Below are 23,584 nucleotides of genomic sequence, written 5' to 3' on the forward strand. Positions count from 1 at the left end.
CCGCGAGGTTGCGCCACGTTACACCTGACTCGGCGGACGACGGCGATGCCGCCAGGGTGGGGGCATGCCCCTTGCCGTTCGTCCTCCCGCTGTCGGTCGTAGCGCCGCGCCCCGCGGAACCGTCTCGCTCCGAGGCGTCGAGCGCACCTTCGGCGCGACGCGCACCGTGCTGCGCGGCATCCAGCTCGATCTGGCGCCCGCCGAGATCGTCACCGTCATCGGTCCATCGGGTTGCGGCAAGTCGACGCTCCTGCGCCTCCTCGGCGGGTTGGACAGCCCCACCGCCGGCCGCATCACCGTGGACGGCACGGCCGTGCGCGCCACCGATGCCCGCACAGCGATGGCGTTCCAGGAGCCGCGCCTGCTGCCCTGGCGCACCCTCGCCCAGAACGTCGCGCTCGGGCTCCCGCGCAGCACCGACCGGCGCTCCGGAACGGCCCGCGTGGCCGAGCTGCTCGACCTCGTCGGGCTCGAGGCCGCTGCGGCGCACCGTCCGCGCGAGGTCTCCGGAGGAATGGCGCAGCGTGCCTCGCTCGCGCGAGCGCTCGCCCGCGACCCCGAGGTCCTGCTGCTCGACGAGCCGTTCGGCGCCCTCGACGCCCTCACCCGGCTGCGTATGCAGGACCTGCTGCTCGAGATCCACGCATCCCGCCCCACCACCATCGTGCTCGTCACGCACGACGTGGAAGAGGCGCTGTACCTCGCCGACCGGGTCGTGCTCCTGCGTGCGCTCGGCGACGACGATGCCGCGTCGTCCGTCTCGCGCGTGATCGAGGTACCGGGCGCCCGTCCTCGCGATCGCGCCGACCACACCCTGACCGCCCTGCGCGTCGAACTCCTGAACGGGCTCGGCGTGCACACTGTCCATCACTCTCGCCAGGAGACCCCATGAGCCCCCTGTCCCGCCGCCTCGTCCCCGCCACCGCGATCGCGGGGGCGCTCGTCCTCGTGCTCACCGGATGCCTCGCCGGCGAGAACGCTCCCTCCTCGGCCGGAGCAGGCGGTGCCTCCGCGGCGGGGGAGTGGTCGACCGACACCGTGACCTTGGACTTCGCCACCTACAACCCGCTCAGCCTGATCGTGCGCGACCAGGGACTCGTCGAGAAGGCCCTCGGCGACGCGGTGACGGTCGAATGGGTGCAGTCGGCCGGCTCGAACAAGGCCAACGAGTTCCTGCGAGCGGGATCCATCGACGTCGGCTCCACCGCGGGGTCGGCTGCCCTGCTGGCCCGAGCCAACGGATCGCCCATCAAGGTCATCGACATCTACTCCCAGCCCGAATGGTCGGCCCTGGTCGTCTCCGCCGACAGCGACATCACCTCGGTCGCCGACCTCGCCGGCACGTCGATAGCTGCGACGCCGGGTACGGATCCGTACTTCTTCCTCCTGCAGGCGCTCGAGACCGCCGGACTCGGGCTCGATGACGTGCAGCTGCAGAACCTGCAGCATGCCGACGGTCGCGCGGCCCTGGCCGCCGGTTCGGTCGACGCCTGGGCGGGATTGGACCCGATCATGGCCGCCGCGGAGGCTGAGTCGGGCGCGAAGCTGCTGTATCGCAACGTCGATTTCAACTCGTACGGTTTCCTCAACGCGACCGAGGACTTCATCGACAACCATCCCGACGTCGCACAGGTGGTCGTCGACGCATACGAGCAGGCCCGCACGTGGGCACTCGAGAACCCCGACGAGACCGCAGCGCTGCTGGCGGAGGTCGCCGGCATCGATCCGTCGGTGGCCACCACCGTCATCGGCAAACGCTCGAACCTCGATGTGAGCGGTATCCCCGGCGACGATCAGCTCGCGGTGCTGCGCGTGATCGCCCCCGTGCTCGTCCAGTCCGATGCCGTGCAGGGTGGTGACCAGGCCGTGCAGACGGCCCTCGAGTCGATCGTGCACGACGACTTCGCCCGCTCCGCGACAGGCGATCGATGACCGCCGGCGCCAGCCGCTTCGCGGTCGAGGCGCGGACGGGGCGCACCGGGGTCGCAGACCAGGGGGGAGTCACCGTGGCGGCGACGCGCTCGTTCTGGTCACGACCGGCTGTGCACGTGGTCGGGGGACTCGTCATCCCCGTCCTGCTTCTCGCGGTCTGGCAGATCACCACCTCGGTCGGGCTCGTGCCGGTGTACCGGCTGCCTCCGCCCGCGTCCGTCGTCACCGCCGCCGTCGGTCTGGCGGAGTCCGGGGAGTTGTGGCGTCATATCACCATCTCGATGCAGCGGGTGCTGGTCGGCTTCACCGTGGGTTCGCTCGTCGGGCTGGCGGTCGCGGCCCTGGTGGGCCTCACCCGTGCGGGGGACGTGCTGTTGAGCCCCACTCTCGCCGCCATCCGTGCGATCCCCTCACTCGCTCTCGTTCCGCTCCTGCTGCTGTGGATGGGGATCGGCGAGGATTCGAAGGTCACCCTCATCGCCGTCGGCGCCTTCTTCCCGATCTTCACGACCGTGGCCGGCGCCCTGCGTCACGTCGACGCGCAGCTCGTCGAGATGGGGCGCTCCTTCAGCCTGCGCGGCTGGGAGTTGTTCCGCGCGGTGCAGCTGCCGGCCGTCGTGCCCTCCCTCGTCTCGGGACTGCGGCTGGCGATGGCGCAGTCATGGCTCTTCCTGGTCGCTTCCGAGCTCATCGCCGCGTCGATGGGCCTCGGATTCCTCCTGACGCTGTCGCAGCAGAACGGCCGCGTCGACCGCATCCTGCTGACCATCGCGCTGCTGGCGGTTCTGGGGGCGCTGTCCAACGCCATCCTCAGCGTGATCGAGAAGCGTCTGCTGCGCCGCTGGACGTGACGGCGGTCCCGACGCGATATTGCAGCCCGGCGCGGTAGACTGGTCGAATGCTTCGGCGCTCCCGGCGCCGCATCCACCTCATCCGCCGCACCAGGAGGTTCCCATGGCCGGACGTGACAAGGGCATTATCGACCCGCCCATCGACGCTCTGCTCGACAAGGTCGACTCGAAGTACCAGCTCGTCATCTACGCGTCCAAGCGCGCGCGTCAGATCAACGACTACTACTCCGACCTGCACGAGGGAAACCTCTTCGACAACGTGGGCCCGCTCGTGGACTCCACCGTCGAGGACAAGCCCCTGACGATCGCTCTGCACGAGATCCACGAAGACAAGCTGCGCCTGCGCGCTGCGGAGTGATCCCCAGCCTGCGCACTCTCGTGATCTGTTCACAGATGTGACGATGCCCCGGGCGGCCGATCGCCGCCCGGGGCATACTTGTGCCCATCCCCGCCCCACACTTCTCCGGAGTCGCCTTGACCGACCTGCGCCTTTTCACGTCCGAGTCCGTCACCGAGGGTCACCCCGACAAGATCTGCGATCAGATCTCCGACAGCATCCTCGATGCCATCCTCACCGAGGACCCCACCGGTCGCGTGGCCGTCGAGACGCTCGTGACGACGGGCCTCGTGCACGTGGCCGGCGAGGTGTCAACGAGCGCCTACGTCGAGATCCCGGCGATCGTTCGCGACGTGGTCAACCGCATCGGGTACACCTCGAGCGACACCGGCTTCGACGGTGAGTCGTGCGGCGTCTCCGTCTCGATCGGGGCGCAGTCGTCCGACATCGCCGCGGGCGTCAACAAGGCGTTCGAGCAGCGCGAGCGCGGCTCCGTCGACCCGCGCGACCTCCAGGGTGCCGGCGATCAGGGCATCATGTTCGGCTTCGCCACCAACGAAACCCCCCAGCTCATGCCGATGGCCGCCTGGACCGCCCACCGCATCGCCGAACGTCTGGCATCCGTCCGCAAGGACGGATCGCTGCCGTTCCTGCGCCCCGACGGCAAGACGCAGGTCACCCTCGGCTACGACGGCCTCGTGCCCCGCACGGTCGACTCCGTCGTGCTGTCGACCCAGCACCACCCCGACATCTCGCAAGAAGACCTGCGCGCCGAGGTGCAGGCCGCGGTCATCGACCCCGTGCTGGCCGAGACCGGCCTCGAACTGCCCGACGTGAAGTACTACATCAACCCCGCCGGTCCGTTCGTCATCGGCGGCCCGAAGGGCGATGCAGGCCTCACGGGCCGCAAGATCATCATCGACACCTACGGCGGCGCGTCGCGCCACGGCGGAGGCGCCTTCAGCGGCAAGGACCCGTCGAAGGTCGACCGCTCGGCGGCGTACGCCATGCGATGGGTCGCGAAGAACGCGGTCGCCGCGGGTCTCGCCGACCGGCTCGAGGTGCAGGTCGCCTACGCGATCGGCAAGGCCAACCCCGTGGGCCTGTACGTGGAGTCGTTCGGCACCGCACACGTCACCGACGAGGCCATCGTGCGCGCGATCCGCGAGGTGTTCGATCTGCGTCCGGCCGCGATCGTCGACCAGCTCGACCTGCTGCGGCCGATCTACGCTCGAACCGCGACGTACGGTCACTTCGGCCGCGAACTGCCCGACTTCACGTGGGAACGCACCGACCGCGTCGACGAGCTGCGTACCGCCGCCGGACTCTGACGGTGACCGGGGGAGTGCGCTCCGCCCGCCCACAGGTCTTCCCGCGCGACGGCGTTCACGGCGGGGGAGTCTCCTCGTGAGCGAGCGTCGCGTGGCGCGCGTGCAGCTGGAGTCGCCCGTGCCGCAGCTCGACCGGCTATTCGACTACGCCGTCCCTCATCCGCTGGTCGCCGACATCGCCCCGGGCGTCCGGGTCAAGGTGCCGTTGCGCTCGGCGGGGAGGATGATGGACGCCTTCGTCATCGACGTGGTGGCCGACGACGGCTCGGAGAGACCGCTGTCAGCGGTCGAGGCGGTCGTCTCGCCCATGTCGGTGCTGCCCGAGCGGCTCTACACGCTGGCGCGGCGGGTGGCCGATCGTGCGGCGGGGTCGGTGAGCGACGTGCTGCGCCTCGCGGTGCCCAAACGCATGGTCCGCGCCGAGAAGGCGTGGGCTGCCGCCCCCGCACCCACCCCGCCCGAGGTCGTTCCCGCCGCCCTCGAGCGCGCCACGGCGACCCTCGCTCCGTACGCGGGCCTGGCCGCCGCCCTCGACGCGGGGGAGCGGATCGCCCTCGACGCGCCTCCCCATCCGCACGCCGAACTGCCGCGCGGAGCCTGGGCCGACCTCCTCGCGTCCGCCGCGGTGCACACCCTCGCCCGCGGGCGCAGCGCCGTGCTCGTGGTCCCCGACTACCGCGACCAGGCGCAGCTCATGGCGGCGCTGGGCGAACTCGTGAGCCCGGATGCCATCGTCCGCGACGACTCCGACCAGTCCGGCCCGGCTCGCTATGCGCAGTACCTCCGCACCCTCGCTCCGGTGCCGTGCATCGTCGTCGGCCGCCGTTCGGGCGTCTACGCCCCCGCGCACGACACCGCGCTCGTGGCGATCTGGGACGACGGCGACACGCTTCTCGCCGAGCCCCTCGCCCCCGGTGTCCACGCGCGCGATGCGGCCCTCGTGCGCCAGGAGATCGAGGGCTCGGCCCTGCTGTTCGCCGGGCACACCCGCACCACCGACGTCCAGCGGCTGGTCGAGGTCGGATACGTCCGCGACATCCCGCAGACGCGCAGGCCGAGCCCGCGCGTGGTGCTCAGCGCGACGCGAGAGGGAGAACAGCGGCAGTCGCGCGTTCCGTCGTCGGCGTTCGCCGCCGCTCGCGAGGCTCTGCAGCACGGTCCGGTGCTCGTGCAGGTCGCTCGTCCCGGGTACGCGCCCTCTCTCGTGTGCGCCGATTGCCGGCGCCCCGCGCGCTGTCAGCACTGCGCGGGCCCCCTGCGCGCGGCCCGGCCCGGCGCCACTCCCGTGTGCGCCTGGTGCGGCCGCAGCGCCCACGCCTGGGCGTGCGGACACTGCGGCTCGACCAAGCTGCGCATGGCCTCCTCGGGCAGCGAGCGCACCGCCGACGAGCTCGGCCGAGCCTTCCCGAACACGCGCGTGATCGTCGCCGACGGCGCCCACCCGGTGGCCGAGGTCGACGCCGCCCCCGCTCTGGTGATCGCCACGCGCGGCGCGGAGCCCCTCGCTCGCGGAGGCTATCGCGCCGTCATCCTGCTCGACGGCGACCGGATGCTGCAGAACGAGGCCCTGCGCATCGCCGAGCACTGTCTGCGCTGGTGGTCGAATGCCGCGGCCCTCGCCGCCCCTGGCGCTCCGGTGCACCTCGTGGGAGTCGCCGGCCCCGTCGCCCGGGCCCTCGCCACCTGGACCCAGCCCGCCTACGCCCGCGCCGAACTGCTCGAGCGGCTTCCCCTGCGCATGCCCCCGGCCGTGCGCGTGGCCAGCGTCGACGGACACGCCCGGAGCGTCGACGTGCTGCTCGAGTCGCTGCGCGAGAGCGTGCCCGACCTCGACGCTCTCGCGATCCTGGGCCCGGTCGACACCTCCGCCGACCCCGACACCTCGACCTCGCGCGCCCTCGTGCGCTTCGACTACGCCCACGGTCGCGCCGTGGCCGATGCGCTGCGCGCGGGGGTCATTGCCGATGCCCTCCGGGCGCGCAAGTCGCGCAAGGATCGCGGCCCCAAGCCGCGCAGTACGCTCAGAGTCCGCCTCGACATCCCCGAGCCCGACCTCTGAGCGGCGGCACCCCACCCCGTCCGTCCGTTCCCGAGAGTCTGAGGAGACCCATGCGCCTCGTCTTCGCCGGCACACCCGCCGTCGCCGTCCCGTCGCTGCGAGCCCTGGCATCCGGCCCGCACGAGATCGCGGCTGTCGTCACCCGCAGCGACGCCCCGCTCGGGCGCAAGCGCGTCCTCACGCCGTCACCGGTCGCGCAGGCGGCCGCCGAGCTCGGCATCCCGATCATCAAGGCCGACCGGCTCGACGCCGACGTCACCGAACGCATCACCGCCCTCAACGCCCAGCTGGGTGTGATCGTGGCCTATGGCGGTCTCGTTCGCGAACCGCTGCTGTCGACCCCCGCGCACGGGTGGATCAACCTGCACTTCTCCCTGCTGCCTCGCTGGCGCGGCGCGGCCCCCGTGCAGCGCGCCCTCATGGCCGGTGACACGGCGACGGGAGCGAGCGTCTTCCAGCTGGTGGCCGCGCTCGACGCCGGAGACGTGTTCGCCGAAGAGCGCTACGACATCCCTGCCGGGGCCACTTCGGCCGACCTGCTCGACTCCCTCGCCGAGATCGGCGCCCCCCTGCTCGCGCGTGTCGTCGACGGTATCGCCGACGGCTCCGCGGTCGCCGTTCCACAGCAGGGCGACCCCACCCTGGCCCCCAAGCTCACGCTCGAAGACGGCGCCCTCGACCTGACGCGGGATGCCGAGAGCCTCCTGCACCAGATCGCCGGAGTCACCCCCGAGCCCGGCGCTCACACCACGCTCGAGGGGGCGCGCTTCAAGGTGCTGCGCGCGACTCCCGCCGAGGCCCCGCCGCTGCCGCCCGGCCGGGTCGTGGCATCCGGAAAAGACGTTCTGGTCGGCACCGGGACCACTCCTCTCCGCCTCGAGACGGTCCAGCCGTCCGGCAAGGGCGCGATGCCCGCCGGTGACTGGTTCCGGGGCCTGCGTTCGAGCGAACCGGTGCTGGGCGCATGAGCGTGCAGGGAGCACGCGCCGTCGCCTTCGAGGTGCTGCGGGCAGTGTCGGGGGACGAGGCCTACGCCAACCTCCTGCTGCCGCACGCGATCGCTCGACAGCGGCTGGATGCCAAGGACGCCGGACTCGCGACCGAGCTGACCTACGGAACCCTCCGTCGACGCGGAACGTACGACGCGATCATCGCGGTGGCCGCCGACCGCACGGTCGACCGCATCGACCCCGCGGTCCTCGACGCCCTGCGCCTCGGTGTGCACCAGCTGCTCTCGACCCGCGTGGCCTCCCACGCCGCGGTGAACGAATCGGTCGAGCTCGCCCGCCGTCACGGCGGCGGCAAGGGGGCTGCGGGCTTCGCGAATGCGGTCCTGCGCCGCGTCTCGCGCGACAACCCCGGAGAGTGGATGCAGCGCATCGCCGCCGGCGCCCGCAGCGACGACGAACGCATCGGCCTGACCACCTCGCATCCCGTATGGATCGTGCGGGCGCTGCGCCGCGCGTTGACCGCCGAGGGCCGCGCCGACGAGCTCGAGGGACTGCTCGAAGCCGACAACGTCGCCCCGCGCGTCGCGATGATCGCCCTGCCGGGCCTCGCCGAGGTACCCGAAGACGCGACCGCCACGAGATTCGCTCCGACCGCCTTCACCACGCGCGGGGGAGACCCCGAAGGCCTCATCCGTTCCTCGCACGGCCGTATCCGCGTGCAGGACGAAGGCTCTCAGCTCGCAGCGCTGGCCCTCAGCCGAGCGCTGCCGGTTCGAGAGGGGGAGCGGTGGCTGGACCTGTGCGCGGGCCCCGGCGGCAAGACCGCGCTCCTCGCGGCCGAGGCGCTGGCGCACGGCGCGCACCTCGACGCCAACGAGATCGCGCCGGCCCGAGCGGGACTGGTGCGCCAGGCCGTGGCATCCGTCCCCCTCGAGGTCGAGGTGAGCGAAGAGGACGGGCGCGTTCGCGCGGCCCGGATGCCGGGCGAGTACGACCGCATCCTCGTCGACGCCCCGTGCACGGGGATCGGCGCGCTGCGTCGTCGTCCCGAGGCCCGGTGGCGCAAGACCCCCGCCGACGTGCCGGATCTCACCGCCCTGCAGCAGGAGCTCGTGCTCGCGGCGTTCGAGGCACTCAAGCCCGGCGGGGTGGTGGCGTACGTCACGTGCTCGCCGCACCTCGCCGAGACCTCGGGGGTGCTCGCCGAGGTCAAGCGCGCGCTCGGCGAGGCGGCCGAAGAGCTCGATGCCCGCGCCGTGGTGCGTTCGATCGCGCAGGACGAGATCGATCTGCCCGAGCAGGCCGACGGTTCGCTCCGCGCGCAGCTGTGGCCCCACCGCCACGGCACCGACGCGATGTCGATCGCCCTGCTCCGAAAGCGCTGACTCCGACTTCCCGCGCGTGCGTAGCCGGAACCTGCTGCCGCGCCCCCGCCGGGAGCGACAGCCGCGCACCCATAATGGTCGGGTGCCTACCGACGCCCCGCGCATCAACCCGAGCATCCTCGCCGCCGACTTCGTGAACATGGAGGCCGAGCTCGCGCGCATCGCGGGTGCCGATTTCGTGCACGTCGACGTGATGGACAACCACTTCGTGCCGAACCTCACCTTCGGTCCCCAGATGGTCGGCCGCATCCAGGAGACCAGCCCCGTCCCACTCGACGTTCATCTCATGATCGACGACCCCGACCGTTGGGCACCGGACTACGCCGAGCTCGGGGCCGCTTCCGTGACCTTCCACCTGGAGGCCGCGGCATCCCCGATCGCCCTCGCCCGCCGGCTGCGTTCGATCGGCGCTCGCGCCGGAGTGGCGGTCAAACCCGGCACGCCCGTCGAGAACCTCTTCGAGTCGCTGAACGAGTTCGACCAGATCCTCGTCATGACCGTCGAGCCCGGCTTCGGCGGCCAGTCGTTCATGCCCGAGACCATGCCCAAGCTCCGCGCCCTCGCCGACGAGGCGGAGCGCCGCGGCTCGAGCGTGTGGCTGCAGGTCGACGGCGGCATCGGCGAGTCGACCATCGCGCAGGCGGCCGAGGCGGGGGCCGACACCTTCGTCGCCGGTTCCGCCGTCTTCGGCGCCGATGACCCCGACCGCGCGATCCAGTCCCTCCGCGCCACCGCCGCCCGCCACCGCCACTGACGGTCGCGCCCGCTCGGTCCGCCGGCTCCGGGCCAGGCCGCATCTCACGCATAAACGCTCTGCGCGCGTGAAAACGCGTTCTCCCCGTGTTTATGCGCGCGGAGAGCGTTTATGCGCGCCCAGGAGCCCGCTCCGGCCGCATCCGGCACCGGCCCGCACCCGCGCCAGCCCACCGCCCACGCCCCACGCCGGCCCACCACCCGCGCCCCGCGCCCCGCGCCAGCCCACCGCCCGCACCCCGCGCCGCGCGGCGGCCCGCCGCCCGCTTCACGCACGCAGAAACACGATCCACGCGCACAAACACGCGCTCCCCGCGTTTATGCGCGCGGAGAGCGTTTATGCGCGCCCGGGAGCCCGCTCCGGCCGCATCCGGCGCCGGCCCGCACCCGCGCCCGCCCACTGCCCACGCCCCACGCCGGCCCACCGCCCCACGCACTGCGCCCAGCGCCCCACGCCCCACGCCCTGCGCGTAGCACCCCGCGCGGCGGCCCGCCGCCCGCACCCCGCACGCATAAACACGATCCACGCGCACAAACACGCGCTCCCCGCGTTTATGCGCGCGCAGAGCGTTTATGCGTGAGAGCACCGGGATGCCGGGACCCCGACGCCCGGGCGGACAGCCCCACCCCCGCCGACCCGATACCCTGGACAGGTGAAGACCTTCGACGACCTGTTCGCGGAACTCAGCGCCAAGGCCGTCGAGCGACCCGAGGGGTCGGGCACCGTCGCGCAACTCGACGCCGGCGTGCACGCGATCGGCAAGAAGATCGTCGAAGAGGCCGCCGAGGTGTGGATGGCCGCCGAGTACGAGTCCGACGAGGCCGCGGCCGAGGAGATCTCGCAGCTGCTCTACCACCTGCAGACGCTCATGCTCGCGAAGGGCCTGTCGCTCGAGGACGTCTACCGACATCTCTGAGCCACGCCCCGCCTCCCACAGCTCACCCCACACGAAAGCCCCCGTCATGCTGCGAATCGCCGTGCCGAACAAGGGGTCGCTCGCCGAGACCGCCGCCGAGATGCTCTCGGAGGCCGGATATACCGGACGACGCGACTCGAAAGACCTGTACACCGTCGACCCCGCCAACGAGGTCGAGTTCTTCTACCTCCGCCCGCGCGACATCGCGACCTACGTCGGCTCCGGAGCGCTCGACGTCGGCATCACGGGCCGCGACCTGCTGCTCGACGCCCGCATGCCCGGCGCGCGCGAGGTCGAGTCGCTCGGCTTCGCCGGCTCCACCTTCCGCTTCGCCGGTCGTCCCGGTCGCTTCACCGACGTCCAGGACCTCGAGGGTCTCCGCGTCGCCACGGCCTACCCCGGGCTGGTCGATGCGTTCCTCGACGAGCGCGGCATCGCCGTTGACATCGTCCCGCTCGATGGAGCCGTCGAGTCGGCCGTCCAGCTCGGTGTCGCGGATGCCGTGGCCGACGTCGTCTCGACCGGAACGACGCTGCGTCAGGCGGGGCTCGAGATCTTCGGGCCGGTGCTCCTCGAGAGCGACGCCGTCCTCATCTCGGGTCCGAACGAGGTCGAGGGCACCGAGACGCTGCTGCGTCGCCTGCGCGGCGTGCTGGCCGCGCGCAAGTACGTCCTCGTCGACTACGACCTTCCCGCGAACCTCGTCGACCAGGCCATCGCCGTCGCTCCCGGCCTCGAGTCCCCGACGATCTCGCCGCTGCGCGACCCCGAGTGGGTCGCCGTGCGAGTGATGAGCCCGCGCCGCGACGTGAACCGCGTCATGGACGAGCTCTACGCGATCGGCGCACGCGCGATCCTCGTCACCGAGATCCTCGCCGCGAGGCTCTGATGACCCTCGCGCGTCGCGTCATCCCGTGCCTCGACGTCGCGGGCGGCCGCGTCGTGAAGGGCGTGAACTTCCTCGACCTGCGCGACATGGGTGACCCGGTCGAGCTCGCGAAGCTCTACTTCGACCAGGGTGCCGACGAGGTCACCTTCCTCGACGTCACCGCCACGGTCGACGAGCGATCGACGACGTACGATGTCGTCCGCCGCACCGCCGAACAGGTCTTCATCCCGTTGACGGTCGGCGGGGGAGTGCGCTCTGCCGATGACGTCGCGCGGCTCTTGGCGGTCGGCGCCGACAAGATCGGCGTGAACTCCGCCGCGATCGCGCGCCCCGACCTGGTCGGCGAGATCGCCGACCGCTTCGGCGCGCAGGTGATCGTGCTCTCGCTCGATGTGAAGCGCTCGGCATCCACCCCCTCGGGTTTCGTGGTGACCACCCACGGCGGCCGCACCGAGACGACCCTCGACGCCCTCGAATGGGCGCGCGAGGCCGTCGAGCGCGGTGCCGGCGAGCTGCTCGTCAACTCGATCGACGCCGACGGCACGAAGCAGGGCTTCGACCTCGAACTCGTCCGCCTCATGCGCCAGGTCGCCGCCGTCCCGGTCATCGCGTCGGGAGGAGCTGGCGCGCTCGAGCACTTCGCCCCGGCGATCCAGGCCGGCGCCGACGCCGTGCTCGCGGCATCCGTCTTCCACTCCGGTCAGTTGAGCGTCGGACAGGTCAAGGACGCCATGGCGGCCGAAGGGATCGAGGTGCGCCGATGAGCGTCGACCGCGTGAAGTACGACGCCGACGGCCTGGTCGCCGCGGTGATCCAGCAGTTCGACTCCCGCGAGGTGCTCATGGTGGGGTGGATGGATGCCGAGGCCCTGAACCGCACGCTCACCACCGGCCGTGTGACCTTCTGGTCGCGCTCGCGCCAGGAGTACTGGCGCAAGGGCGACACCTCGGGTCACATCCAGCTCGTCAGGGGGGCGCGTCTCGACTGCGACGGCGACACCCTGCTCATCGAGGTGGACCAGATCGGTGCCGCATGCCACACGGGAGACCACACCTGTTTCGACGCCGACGACCTGCAGCCGGTCGTGGGGGAGCGCTGATGCGTCGCGCCCGTTCCTCGGCGGTGCTGGCGATGCTCCTGGCCGGAGCCATCTGCGTGATCGCCTCGACGCAGACCTGGATCGACGTCACCCTCGACGACGGCGCCCAGCAGACCCTGGCCGTCCCGGGGGCCGAAGCGCTGCCGGTCCTCACGCCGCTGAGCCTCGCCGCTCTCGCCCTGGGCGCCGCCCTCTCGATCGTCGGGCCCGTGCTGCGCTACGTCTTCGGCGCACTCGGCGTGCTGATCGCGGTCTTCCTCGGCGTCGGCACCGCGCAGATCCTCTTCGCGACCCCGGTCTCGGCGACGGCGGCGACCGTCACCGATGCGACGGGTATCTCGGGAACGGATGCCGTGGCCTCCCTCGTCTCGAGCTTGGCGCTGACACCGTGGCCGACGGTGACGCTGCTCGCGCAGATCGTTCTGCTCGCGGCATCCCTGTTCACCCTCGTCACCGCGCGCCGCTGGGCGTCGGGGGCGAGCCGCAAGTACCGCACCGCGACCGAGGCGGGGGCCGAGACAGGCCGCCCGCACGACGCGATCGACTCGTGGGACGACCTCTCGCGCGGCGACGACCCGACCGCCTGAGGTTCCGCACGCTCCCGGCTCCCGCCGGGGTCGCCGACACCCGGGCGTCCCGTGTCCCTCGGTCCCGGGACCCCTCACGACGAACACCTGCCTGACGGCGCCGTTCCGCTCGCGCAGGCGTCTGCCCGGCAGAACCACGAGACGTCGCGACATCGAGACGTCGGCGCGGGGACCGCACCCGCGTTTCGGTAGACTGATCGGACGCTTTCCCCCGCGCTCGCGCGCGACTGTAAGGAGCCCCATGAGCAACCCCATCGGCGACCCCGGCCACGGACACTCGCCCGCCGCCTGGACGGCCGTGATCATCATGCTCGTCGCTTTCACGCTCGGCACGCTGTTCTTCTGGCTCGACATGCCCGTCCTGGTATGGGCCTCGGTGGGTCTGCTCCTGGTCGGCGCGATCGTCGGCTGGGCCATGACCAAGGCCGGCTACGGCGCGAACGGCGCGAAGTCCAACCCGAAGGCTCACTGATGGCACTGGCCGATCTCACGGCCGGGGCGGTAGAAGACGCCGAGGAACGCGCCCAGTCGCGCCCCCTCGCCGAGGTCGAGCGCGATGCTCTCGCACAGACGCCTGCGCGGTCGGCGCTGGCGATGCTCGCCCCCGCCGACCGCGTGAAGATCATCGCCGAGGTCAAGCGCGCGAGCCCGTCCCGCGGCGATCTCGCGGCAATTCCCGACCCCGCTCGCCAGGCCCGCCTGTACGAAGAGGGCGGGGCGTCCGCGATCTCGGTTCTCACCGAGCGTCGCAAGTTCAAGGGCAGTCTCGCCGACCTCGAGGCCGTGCGATCGGCCGTGAGCGTCCCCGTGCTGCGCAAGGACTTCATCGCGACGCCCTACCAGGTGCTCGAGGCGCGTGCGTCCGGCGCCGACCTCGTGCTGTTGATCGTGGCGGCCCTCGAGCAGAAGACGCTCGCCGAGCTCTACGGCCTGGTCACCGACCTGGGCATGACCGCGCTGGTCGAGACGCACTCCGCCGACGAACTCCAGCGTGCGTCCGAGCTGGGCGCCAAGCTCATCGGCGTCAACGCCCGCAACCTCTCCACTTTCGAGCTCGACCGCGATCTGTTCGGCTCTCTCGCAGATCGTTTCCCGGCCGATGCGATCAAGATCGCCGAGTCCGCGGTCCTCGCTCCCGCCGACGTCGCGCACTACCGTGCTGCGGGTGCCGATGTCGTGCTCGTGGGCGAGGCTCTCGTGACCGGCGACCCGGTCGCCACGCTCCGTGCGTTCCTCCAGGAGACGACATGACCACCGCTCCCACCCAGAATCTTCGCGGTCAGAAGGGGCCGTTCTTCGGCGACTTCGGCGGCCGGTACATGCCCGAGTCGCTGATCGCGGCGATCGACGAGCTGACCGCGGTCTACGAGTCGGCCATGGCCGATCCCGAGTTCCACGCCGAGTTGCGCGCTCTGCTGCACGACTATGCGGGCCGTCCGTCGGTGCTCACCGAGGTACCGCGTTTCGCCGAGCACGCCGGCGGCGCACGCGTCTTCCTCAAGCGCGAAGACCTCAATCACACCGGCTCGCACAAGATCAACAACGTGCTGGGGCAGGCGCTGCTCACCAAACGTCTCGGCAAGACCCGTGTGATCGCCGAGACCGGCGCCGGCCAGCACGGTGTCGCCACCGCGACGGCCGCCGCCCTGTTCGGCCTCGAGTGCGTCGTCTACATGGGCGAGGTCGACACCGAGCGCCAGGCTCTCAACGTCGCGCGCATGCGTCTTCTCGGCGCCGAGGTCATCCCCGTCACGACCGGGTCGCGCACCCTCAAGGACGCGATCAACGAGGCGTACCGCGACTGGGTCGCCTCGGTCGAGACGACCAACTACATCTTCGGCACGGCCGCCGGCCCCCACCCCTTCCCGGCGATGGTCCGTGACTTCCAGAAGATCATCGGCGAAGAGACCCGCGCCGAGTTCCTCGAGCGCCTCGGCCGTCTCCCCGACGCCGTCTTCGCGTGCGTCGGCGGCGGCTCGAACGCGATCGGCATGTTCGATGCGTTCCTCGACGACGAGGGCGTCGCCCTCTACGGAGTGGAGGCCGCCGGCGACGGCGTCGACACCCCCCAGCACGCCGCCTCCATCGAGCGCGGTCGTCCCGGCGTGCTGCACGGCGCGCGCACCTATGTGCTGCAGGACGAAGACGGCCAGACCATCGAGTCCCACTCGATCTCGGCCGGACTCGACTACCCGGGCGTGGGTCCCGAGCACGCGTGGCTCGCCGACATCGGCCGCGCGCAGTACATCCCCGCCACAGACGACGAGGCCATGCAGGCCCTGCGCCTGCTCTCTCGCACCGAGGGCATCATCCCGGCGATCGAGTCGGCCCACGCCCTGGCCGGCGCTCTCCGCGTCGGTCGCGAGCTGGGCCCGGATGCCGTGATCGCCATCAACCTCTCGGGGCGCGGCGACAAGGACATGGACACCGCCGCCCGCTACTTCGACCTGTACGACGCCGAGCACGCTCCGCCGTCGCCCGAGGGCGCCCCGCAGACGCGCGCGGCAGAGGCCGTGGCATCCGCTCCCGGCTCTCCCGTCGGCGTCACCACCGCACCCGATGCCGCGAGCGGTGCCGGGGTCGAGCTGTGACCTCGCGCGTCTCCGCGGCGATCGAGGCCGCCCACGCCGAAGGGCGCGGCGCTTTCGTCGGGTACCTCCCCGCTGGGTACCCCGACGTCGCCTCGAGCGTCGAAGCGATCGTCGCCCTCGCGCAAGCAGGTGCCGACGTCATCGAGCTCGGACCTCCCTACAGCGATCCGGTGATGGACGGTCTGGTGATCCAGGAGGCCACGCAGACGGCGCTCGCCAACGGGTTCCGCATGCGCGATCTCTTCACGATCATCCGGGAGGTCACCGCGCGCACCGACGTGCCGATCCTCGTCATGACCTACTGGAACCTCGTCGAGCAGTATGGCGTCGACCGCTACGCCGACGAACTCGTCGCGGCCGGCGGGGCGGGGCTCATCACGCCCGACATCACCCCCGACGCCGCAGCTGTCTGGATCGCCGCGAGCGAGCGCTCGGGCCTCGACCGGATCTTCCTCGCCGCCCCCACCTCGTCGGACGAGCGTCTGAAGATGATCGTGGAGGCATCGACGGGCTTCGTGTACACGGTGTCCACCATGGGCATCACGGGGGAGCGGGCGCAGCTCGATGCCGCGGCCCGCGGGCTCGTGGAGCGCCTGCGATCCTTCGGCGCGAAGCACGCGTGCGTGGGCATCGGCATCTCGAACGCCGAGCAGGTCGCCGGTGTCGTCGAGTACGCCGACGGAGCGATCGTGGGCACCGCGCTGGTCAAGGCGCTCCGCGACGGCGGCGTCGAGGGTCTGTCGACCCTCGCGCGCGAGCTGTCTGCGGGCACCGCGCGGCGCGCCTAGACTCGAACCCATGACGTTCGCCCTCTCGAGCGCCGCCTCCGGCGTGCTCGCCAGCATCCCGAGCCCGACCATCTCGTACGTCGACCTCGGTCCGCTCCGCATCCACTTCTATGCCCTGTGCATCGTCGCGGGCATCATCGTCGCGGTCTTCCTGACCAACGCGCGCCTGACGCGTCGGGGTGCCGAGAAGTGGGTCGTCATCGACATCTGCCTGCTGGCGGTTCCGCTCGCGATCGTCGTCGCACGCATCTACCACGTGGCCACGCACGCCGGTTTCTACTTCGGCCCCGGCTCCAACCCGTGGAACATCACGCAGCCGGGCTCCGTCTGGGCCATCTGGGAGGGCGGCATCGCCATCTACGGCGCCCTCATCGGCGGTGCGATCGGCGCCATCATCGGATGCCGATGGACCGGCATCCGCTTTTGGACCTTCGCCGACGCGCTGGCTCCCGGCCTGATCATCGCCCAGGCCATGGGCCGCTTCGGCAACTGGTTCAACCAGGAGCTCTTCGGCCAGCCCACCGACCTCCCGTGGGGCCTCGAGATCGCCGCGGGCAACCCGGCCATCCCCGTCGGACTGCCATCGGGCACGCTTTTCCAGCCGACTTTCGCGTACGAGGTCATCTGGAACCTGCTCGGCGCCGCGGTGATCCTGTACGTCGGGAAGCGCTTCACCCTGCAGTGGGGAAAGCAGTTCGCGATCTACCTCGTCTGGTACTCCGCGGGCCGTATCGTCTGGGAATCCATCCGCGTCGACCCGAGCGACATCATCCTGGGCCTGCGTACCAACGTGTGGGCGGCCATCTTCGGCGTCATCCTCGGCATCGTCATCTTCGCCGTGCAGTCGCGTCGTCACCACGGCTACGAGCCGTCGCCGTACGTGCCCGGGCGCGAATCGAAGGCTTCGGGGGCTGTAGACTCAGGCGACCCCTCTGACTTCGTCGACGTGAGCGAGCCGCCCGCGACGAGCGACACCGTCGGCACCAGCGCCACAAGCAGCCCCGCCACGAACTAATTTCCTGGGCCGACGTCGTCCCATTCGAAGCATCAACGTGAGGACGGTTGATATGGCTTCCAGCCTGCGTTCCGACACCGTCGGAGGCGCATTCCCCGCCCGCCAGGGAATGTACGACCCGTCGTTCGAGAAAGACGCCTGTGGCCTCGCCATGGTCGCCACTCTCCGCGGCGAAGCCGGACACGACATCATCGATCTGGCGCTGACGGCGCTGCGCAACCTCGAGCACCGCGGTGCCATCGGTTCCGACGCGGGCACCGGTGACGGTGCCGGCATCCTGACCCAGATGCCCGACGCGTTCCTGCGCGCGGTCGTCGGCTTCGACCTGCCGCCGGTGGGGGAGTACGCCGCCGGAATGGTGTTCCTGCCGCTCGGCCACGACGAGCGCGCCGCGATGAAGGCGGGGATCGAAGAGATCGCGCGCCACGAGAACCTCGAGGTGCTGGGCTGGCGCGAGGTGCCGGTCGAGCACGAGAACCTCGGCAAGCTCGCCTACGAGGCCCGCCCGGCATTCGAGCAGCTCTTCGTCTCACGCCCCGCCACGGGCGACCAGCCGGCGCTCTCGGGCATCGCGCTCGACCGTCGGGTGTACCGCCTGCGCAAGCGCGCGCGGCACGAGCTCGAGGCGTACTTCGTCTCGCTGTCGAGTCGGACGCTCGGCTACAAGGGCATGGTCACCACGCTCCAGCTCGAGCCGTTCTACCCCGACCTGCAGGACGAGCGCTTCGCATCCGAGCTCGCGGTCGTGCACTCGCGGTACTCGACCAACACCTTCCCGTCGTGGCCGCTCGCGCAGCCGCTGCGCATGCTCGCGCACAACGGCGAGATCAACACCGTCAAGGGCAACCGCAACTGGATGCGGGCTCGCCAGTCGCAGCTCGAGTCCGAGTTGATCGGCGACGTGCGCCCGCTGCTGCCCATCTGCACCGAGGGCGCCAGCGACTCGGCATCCTTCGACGAGGTCCTCGAGCTGCTGACCCTCACCGGCCGCAGCCTGCCCCACGCGATCATGATGATGGTCCCCGAGGCGTACGAGAAGCAGGCGACGATCGACCCCGCCCTGCGCGCCTTCTACGACTTCCACTCCATGCAGATGGAGCCCTGGGACGGACCCGCCGCCCTCATCTTCACCGACGGCACCCTCGTCGGTGCGACCCTCGACCGCAACGGCCTGCGTCCGGGGCGCTGGACCGAGACCACCGACGGCCTCGTCGTCATCGGCTCGGAGACCGGCGTGCTCGACTTCGCGCCGGAGCGCATCAAGCGCCGCGGACGCCTTCAGCCCGGTCGCATGTTCCTCGTGGACACCGCCGAGCGCCGCATCGTCGACGACGAGGAGATCAAGTCCGACCTCGCCGCCCTCCACCCGTGGGGCGAGTGGGTCGACAAGGGTCGGGTGAAGCTCAGCGAGCTGCCCGAGCGCGAGCACATCGTGCACCCCATCGCCTCGATCACGCGTCGACAGCGCACCTTCGGCTACACCGAAGAAGAAGTGCGCATCCTGCTGACGCCGATGGGCCAGGGGGGTGCCGAACCTCTCGGCGCGATGGGCAGCGACGCCCCCGTCGCGGTGCTCAGCGACCGCCCGCGCCTGTTGTTCGACTACTTCTCCCAGCAGTTCGCGCAGGTCACCAACCCGCCGCTGGACTCGATCCGAGAAGAGGTCGTGACCTCGCTGTCGCTGGGTCTCGGCCCCGAGCGCAACCTCCTCGACTGGGGTCCCGAGCACACCCGCACGGTGACGCTCGACTTCCCCGTGATCGACAACGACGAGCTGGCCAAGATCCAGCACATCGACACGGCCCTGCCGGGGCGGTCGTCGGTGACGATCCGCGGCCTGTACCGCGTCGAGGCCGGGCACAAGGGGCTGCAGAAGCGCCTCACGCAGATGTGCACCGAGGTCGACCAGGCCATCGAGGACGGCGCCGAGTTCATCGTGCTCAGCGATCGCGACTCGAACAAGGATCTGGCCCCGATCCCGTCGCTGCTCATGCTCGCGGCCGTCCACCACCACCTCATCCGCAAAGAGACGCGCATGAAGGTGGGTCTCGTGGTCGAGGCCGGCGACGTGCGCGAGGTGCACCACGTGGCGACCCTCATCGGCTACGGCGCGTCGGCGGTCAACCCGTACCTCGCGATGGAGACCGTCGAGTACCTCGTGCGCGCCGGCTTCATCACGAACGTCACCCCCGAGAAGGCCGTCAAGAACCTGATCTACGCGCTCGGCAAGGGCGTGCTGAAGATCATGTCGAAGATGGGCATCTCGACGGTGTCGTCGTACGCGGGCGCCCAGGTGTTCGAGGCCGTGGGCCTGTCGCGCGACTTCATCGACGCCTACTTCACCGGCACCGAGACCAAGCTCGGCGGTGTGGGCCTCGACGTCATCGCGGCCGAGAACGCCGCACGCCACGAGTACGCCTACCCGCAGGACGCGGCGGCGCGGGCGCACGAGCGGCTGTGGACCGGCGGCGAGTACCAGTGGCGCCGCGACGGGGCCCCGCACCTGTTCAACCCCGACACGGTGTTCCGTCTGCAGCACGCTACGCGCGAGCGCCGGTACGACATCTTCCGCGAGTACACGCAGCTGATCGACGACCAGGCGCACGAGCTCAAGACCCTCCGCGGTCTCTTCGGGCTGCGCACCGGCACCCGCCCCGCGGTGCCCATCGACGAGGTCGAGCCGGTCTCGGCCATCGTCAAGCGGTTCTCGACCGGTGCCATGAGCTACGGCTCGATCTCGAAAGAGGCGCACGAGGTGCTCGCCGTCGCGATGAACCGCATCGGCGGCAAGTCGAACACCGGCGAGGGCGGAGAAGACGTCGACCGCCTTCTCGACCCCGAGCGCCGCAGCGCCATCAAGCAGGTGGCATCCGGTCGCTTCGGAGTGACGAGCCTGTACCTCACCAAGGCCGACGACATCCAGATCAAGCTCGCGCAGGGCGCCAAGCCCGGCGAGGGAGGTCAGCTGCCGCCGACCAAGGTGTACCCGTGGGTGGCGCGCACGCGTCACGCGACCGCCGGCGTCGGGCTCATCTCGCCGCCGCCGCACCACGACATCTACTCGATCGAAGACCTCAAGCAGCTCATCTTCGACCTCAAGCGCGCCAACCCCTCGGCTCGCATCCACACGAAGCTCGTCAGCCAATCGGGCATCGGTGCGGTCGCGGCGGGTGTCGCCAAGGCGCTGAGCGACGTCATCCTGGTCTCGGGCCAGGACGGCGGCACGGGCGCGAGCCCGATGAACTCGCTCAAGCACGCGGGCACCCCGTGGGAACTGGGTCTGGCCGAGACGCAGCAGACGCTCATGCTCAACGGCATGCGCGACCGCGTGGTCGTGCAGGTCGACGGGCAGATGAAGACCGGGCGAGACGTCATCATCGGCGCGCTGCTCGGCGCCGAGGAGTTCGGCTTCGCCACCGCCCCGCTCGTCGTCTCGGGCTGCATCATGATGCGCGTGTGCCACCTCGACACCTGCCCCGTGGGCGTCGCGACGCAGAACCCGGTGCTGCGCGAACGCTTCACCGGCAAGGCCGAGTACGTCATCAACTTCATGGAGTTCATCGCCCAGGAGGTACGCGAGTACCTCGCCGCGATGGGCTTCCGCTCGATCGACGAGATCGTGGGACGTTCGGAGCTGCTGGATGCCAATGAGGCGATCCAGCACTGGAAGGCTCGGGGCCTCAACCTGTCGCCGATCCTCGAAGGACCCCGCTTCGCCGAGGACGAGCCGCGCCGCCACGCCCGCAACCAGGACCACGAGCTCGAGGACCACTTCGACGTACAGCTCATCGAGCGCGCGCAGGACGTCATCGCCAACGGCGGTCAGCTCACGATCGACCTGCCGATCCGCAACACCGCCCGCGCGGTGGGGACCATGCTCGGCCACCACGTCACCAAGGCGCGGGGCGAGCACGGTCTGCCGGAGAACTCCATCGACGTGCGTCTGACGGGCTCGGCCGGACAATCGTTCGGCGCGTTCATGCCCGCAGGCATCACGCTGCGTCTGGAGGGCGACTCGAACGACTACGTCGGCAAGGGCCTGTCGGGAGGAACGATCGTCGTCCGCCCGCCCCGTGGCTCGACGTTCGCGGCATCCGAGAACGTCATCGCCGGAAACGTCATCGGCTACGGCGCCACGCAGGGGCAGATGTTCCTGAACGGCGTCGTCGGCGAGCGGTTCCTCGTCCGCAACTCGGGTGCCACCGCGGTCGTCGAGGGCGTGGGCGACCACGCGCTCGAGTACATGACCGGCGGCCTCGCCGTGATCCTCGGCGCCACGGGTCGTAACCTCGGCGCCGGAATGTCGGGCGGCCAGGCCTACGTCTACAAGCTCGACCGTGATCTGGTGAACCGCGAGGCCATGGCATCCGGTGAACTCGAGCTCGGTTCCCTCGGATCGGGGGATGCCGAGATCCTCCGCGACCTGCTCGAGAAGCACGTCGCAGAGACCGATTCCACGCTGGCCCGTCGTCTGCTCGACGACTTCGAGGCCGAGGTGGACAACTTCGTCCGGGTGCTGCCGCGCGATTACGCCGCTGTGCTGCAGACCCGCCAGGAGGCGGTCACCGAGGGGCTCGACCCCGACGGCGACGTCGTCTGGAAGCGCATTCTGGAGGTGACGGGTGGCTGACCCGAAGGGCTTTCTCAAGGTCACGGAGCGCGAGCTCCCTCAGCGCCGGCCGGTGCCGGTGCGCATCATGGACTGGAAAGAGGTGTACGAGCCGGGTGATTCGGCCGTCATCAAGCGCCAGGCCGGTCGGTGCATGGACTGCGGCATCCCGTTCTGTCACAAGGGCTGTCCGCTCGGGAACCTGATCCCCGAGTGGAACGACCTCACGTGGCGCGGCGAGGGCCGCGCGGCGATCGAGCGCCTGCACGCGACGAACAACTTCCCGGAGTTCACCGGTCGGCTGTGCCCCGCGCCGTGCGAGAGCTCGTGCGTGCTCGGCATCAACCAGCCGGCCGTGACGATCAAGCAGGTCGAGGTCTCGATCATCGACGAGGCGTTCGGCAACGGCTGGGTCGAGCCCGAGCCGCCCGAGCGCCTGACCGGCAAGACGGTCGCCGTCGTGGGCTCCGGCCCCGCCGGCCTCGCCGCCGCCCAGCAGCTCACGCGCGCCGGTCACACCGTTGCGGTGTTCGAGCGCGACGACCGCATCGGCGGTCTGCTGCGCTACGGGATCCCCGACTTCAAGATGGAGAAGCGCCACCTCGAGCTGCGCCTTCGCCAGATGCAGGCCGAGGGCACGCGCTTCCGCGCCGGCGTCGAGATCGGCAAGGACGTGTCGTGGAGCGACCTGCGGGCCCGCTACGACGCCGTCGTGGTGGCGACCGGCTCCACCGTGCCGCGCGACCTGGCGATCCCGGGCCGCGACCTCGACGGGGTGCACTACGCCATGGAATACCTCGTCGAGGGCAACAAGGCCGTCGCGGGCGATCAGGTGCCGCACCAGATCACGGCGGAGGGCAAGCACGTCGTCGTCATCGGCGGCGGCGACACCGGAGCCGACTGCATCGGCACGGCGCACCGTCAGGGCGCGTTGAGCGTGACCAACCTCGCGATCGGCAAGCAGCCCCCGTCCGAGCGCCCGGCCGAGCAGCCCTGGCCGATGATGCCGAACCTCTTCGAGATGGCATCCGCTCACGAAGAGGGCGGAGAGCGTTCCTTCCTCGCCTCGACCGTGGAGTTCCTCGGCAACGCCGCGGGAGAGGTGCGCGCCCTGCGCGTGGCCGAGACCGAGTACGTCGACGGACGACGCGTCCCCAAGAGCGGCACCGAACGCGAGATCCCGGCCGACCTGGTGCTCATCGCGATGGGCTTCACCGGCCCGGAGCGCGAGCACCTCGAGAGCCAGCTCGGCACGCAGTTCACGAACCGCGGCAACGTGGAACGCGACGCGACCTACGCCACCACCACCCCGGGAGTGTTCGTCGCCGGCGACGCCGGTCGCGGACAGTCCCTGATCGTGTGGGCCATCGCCGAAGGCCGCGCGGCCGCCGCCGAGGTCGACACGTTCCTCATGGGCGAGACGGTGCTACCCGCACCGGTGCGCCCGACCGATGTCGCCATCGGCCTCCTGCCCGCCTAAGCTGGCAAGGG

The 23,584-nt window shown here is 70.7% G+C and carries 21 protein-coding genes; all 21 read left to right on the top strand.

The features are described 5' to 3' along the window. Nucleotides 1–64 precede the first annotated feature (64 nt). The 21 genes from OVA17_RS15500 (at nt 65) to OVA17_RS15600 (ending at nt 23,573) form a co-directional block, all read left to right on the top strand. Nucleotides 65–892, top strand: a complete 828-nt coding sequence (locus tag OVA17_RS15500; protein ID WP_267787357.1) for an ABC transporter ATP-binding protein — start codon at nt 65–67, stop codon at nt 890–892. Next, complete coding sequence (locus OVA17_RS15505; protein WP_267787358.1) at nt 889–1,932, top strand: aliphatic sulfonate ABC transporter substrate-binding protein; 1,044 nt, start codon at nt 889–891, stop codon at nt 1,930–1,932. Before OVA17_RS15500 ends, OVA17_RS15505 begins: the two co-directional genes overlap by 4 nt. After that, on the top strand, nt 1,929–2,783 hold the full coding sequence (locus tag OVA17_RS15510) for an ABC transporter permease (RefSeq protein ID WP_267787359.1): 855 nt from the start codon (nt 1,929–1,931) through the stop codon (nt 2,781–2,783). The genes OVA17_RS15505 and OVA17_RS15510 overlap by 4 nt, the downstream gene beginning before the upstream one ends. Nucleotides 2,784–2,886: 103 nt before the next feature. Next, complete coding sequence (gene rpoZ / locus OVA17_RS15515) at nt 2,887–3,141, top strand: DNA-directed RNA polymerase subunit omega (RefSeq protein WP_055837405.1); 255 nt, start codon at nt 2,887–2,889, stop codon at nt 3,139–3,141. Between the two features lie 116 nt (nt 3,142–3,257). Next, the gene (metK, locus tag OVA17_RS15520; RefSeq protein ID WP_267787360.1) at nt 3,258–4,451 is read left to right on the top strand and encodes a methionine adenosyltransferase; all 1,194 of its coding nucleotides are present in this window, start codon (nt 3,258–3,260) and stop codon (nt 4,449–4,451) included. 76 nt (nt 4,452–4,527) lie between these two features. Further along, nucleotides 4,528–6,510, top strand: coding sequence for a primosomal protein N' (locus OVA17_RS15525; protein ID WP_267787361.1), 1,983 nt, complete (start codon nt 4,528–4,530; stop codon nt 6,508–6,510). A 50-nt stretch (nt 6,511–6,560) separates the two neighbouring features. Continuing rightward, nucleotides 6,561–7,478, top strand: a complete 918-nt coding sequence (gene fmt, locus OVA17_RS15530; protein WP_267787362.1) for a methionyl-tRNA formyltransferase — start codon at nt 6,561–6,563, stop codon at nt 7,476–7,478. Further along, on the top strand, nt 7,475–8,845 hold the full coding sequence (locus OVA17_RS15535) for a transcription antitermination factor NusB (protein WP_210075187.1): 1,371 nt from the start codon (nt 7,475–7,477) through the stop codon (nt 8,843–8,845). The genes fmt and OVA17_RS15535 overlap by 4 nt, the downstream gene beginning before the upstream one ends. An 82-nt stretch (nt 8,846–8,927) precedes the next feature. Continuing rightward, complete coding sequence (gene rpe / locus OVA17_RS15540; RefSeq protein ID WP_267787363.1) at nt 8,928–9,599, top strand: ribulose-phosphate 3-epimerase; 672 nt, start codon at nt 8,928–8,930, stop codon at nt 9,597–9,599. Nucleotides 9,600–10,251: 652 nt separating this feature from the next. Beyond that, nucleotides 10,252–10,515 (top strand): phosphoribosyl-ATP diphosphatase, encoded by a 264-nt coding sequence (locus OVA17_RS15545; RefSeq protein ID WP_094732978.1) that lies wholly within the window; start codon nt 10,252–10,254, stop codon nt 10,513–10,515. A 46-nt stretch (nt 10,516–10,561) separates the two neighbouring features. Next, a complete protein-coding gene (gene hisG, locus OVA17_RS15550; RefSeq protein WP_210075190.1) occupies nt 10,562–11,404 on the top strand; it encodes an ATP phosphoribosyltransferase in 843 nt (280 codons plus the stop codon). Then, nucleotides 11,404–12,168 carry an imidazole glycerol phosphate synthase subunit HisF gene (gene hisF, locus OVA17_RS15555; RefSeq protein WP_267787364.1) on the top strand — a complete coding sequence of 255 codons (765 nt, stop codon included), beginning with the start codon at nt 11,404–11,406 and terminating at the stop codon, nt 12,166–12,168. The genes hisG and hisF overlap by 1 nt, the downstream gene beginning before the upstream one ends. After that, a complete protein-coding gene (gene hisI / locus OVA17_RS15560; protein WP_267787365.1) occupies nt 12,165–12,503 on the top strand; it encodes a phosphoribosyl-AMP cyclohydrolase in 339 nt (112 codons plus the stop codon). Before hisF ends, hisI begins: the two co-directional genes overlap by 4 nt. Next, nucleotides 12,503–13,090, top strand: coding sequence for a Trp biosynthesis-associated membrane protein (locus OVA17_RS15565; protein ID WP_210075195.1), 588 nt, complete (start codon nt 12,503–12,505; stop codon nt 13,088–13,090). Before hisI ends, OVA17_RS15565 begins: the two co-directional genes overlap by 1 nt. A gap of 241 nt (nt 13,091–13,331) precedes the next feature. After that, nucleotides 13,332–13,562: a DUF6704 family protein gene (locus OVA17_RS15570; protein ID WP_103209588.1), complete on the top strand. Its 231-nt coding sequence runs from the start codon at nt 13,332–13,334 to the stop codon at nt 13,560–13,562. Further along, a complete protein-coding gene (gene trpC, locus OVA17_RS15575) occupies nt 13,562–14,341 on the top strand; it encodes an indole-3-glycerol phosphate synthase TrpC (RefSeq protein WP_267787366.1) in 780 nt (259 codons plus the stop codon). The genes OVA17_RS15570 and trpC overlap by 1 nt, the downstream gene beginning before the upstream one ends. Next, nucleotides 14,338–15,681 (top strand): tryptophan synthase subunit beta, encoded by a 1,344-nt coding sequence (gene trpB / locus OVA17_RS15580; RefSeq protein ID WP_267787367.1) that lies wholly within the window; start codon nt 14,338–14,340, stop codon nt 15,679–15,681. Before trpC ends, trpB begins: the two co-directional genes overlap by 4 nt. After that, a complete protein-coding gene (trpA, locus tag OVA17_RS15585; RefSeq protein WP_267787368.1) occupies nt 15,678–16,469 on the top strand; it encodes a tryptophan synthase subunit alpha in 792 nt (263 codons plus the stop codon). Before trpB ends, trpA begins: the two co-directional genes overlap by 4 nt. Before the next feature lie 10 nt (nt 16,470–16,479). Further along, nucleotides 16,480–17,484 carry a prolipoprotein diacylglyceryl transferase gene (lgt, locus tag OVA17_RS15590; protein ID WP_267787369.1) on the top strand — a complete coding sequence of 335 codons (1,005 nt, stop codon included), beginning with the start codon at nt 16,480–16,482 and terminating at the stop codon, nt 17,482–17,484. A gap of 52 nt (nt 17,485–17,536) precedes the next feature. Beyond that, entirely contained in the window at nt 17,537–22,114 is a 4,578-nt protein-coding gene (gene gltB / locus OVA17_RS15595; RefSeq protein ID WP_267787370.1) for a glutamate synthase large subunit, read from the top strand. Continuing rightward, complete coding sequence (locus tag OVA17_RS15600) at nt 22,107–23,573, top strand: glutamate synthase subunit beta (protein ID WP_267787371.1); 1,467 nt, start codon at nt 22,107–22,109, stop codon at nt 23,571–23,573. Before gltB ends, OVA17_RS15600 begins: the two co-directional genes overlap by 8 nt. Nucleotides 23,574–23,584 lie beyond the last annotated feature (11 nt).

It is taken from the genome of Microbacterium sp. SL75 (genome assembly GCF_026625865.1).
GTDB lineage: Bacteria > Actinomycetota > Actinomycetes > Actinomycetales > Microbacteriaceae > Microbacterium.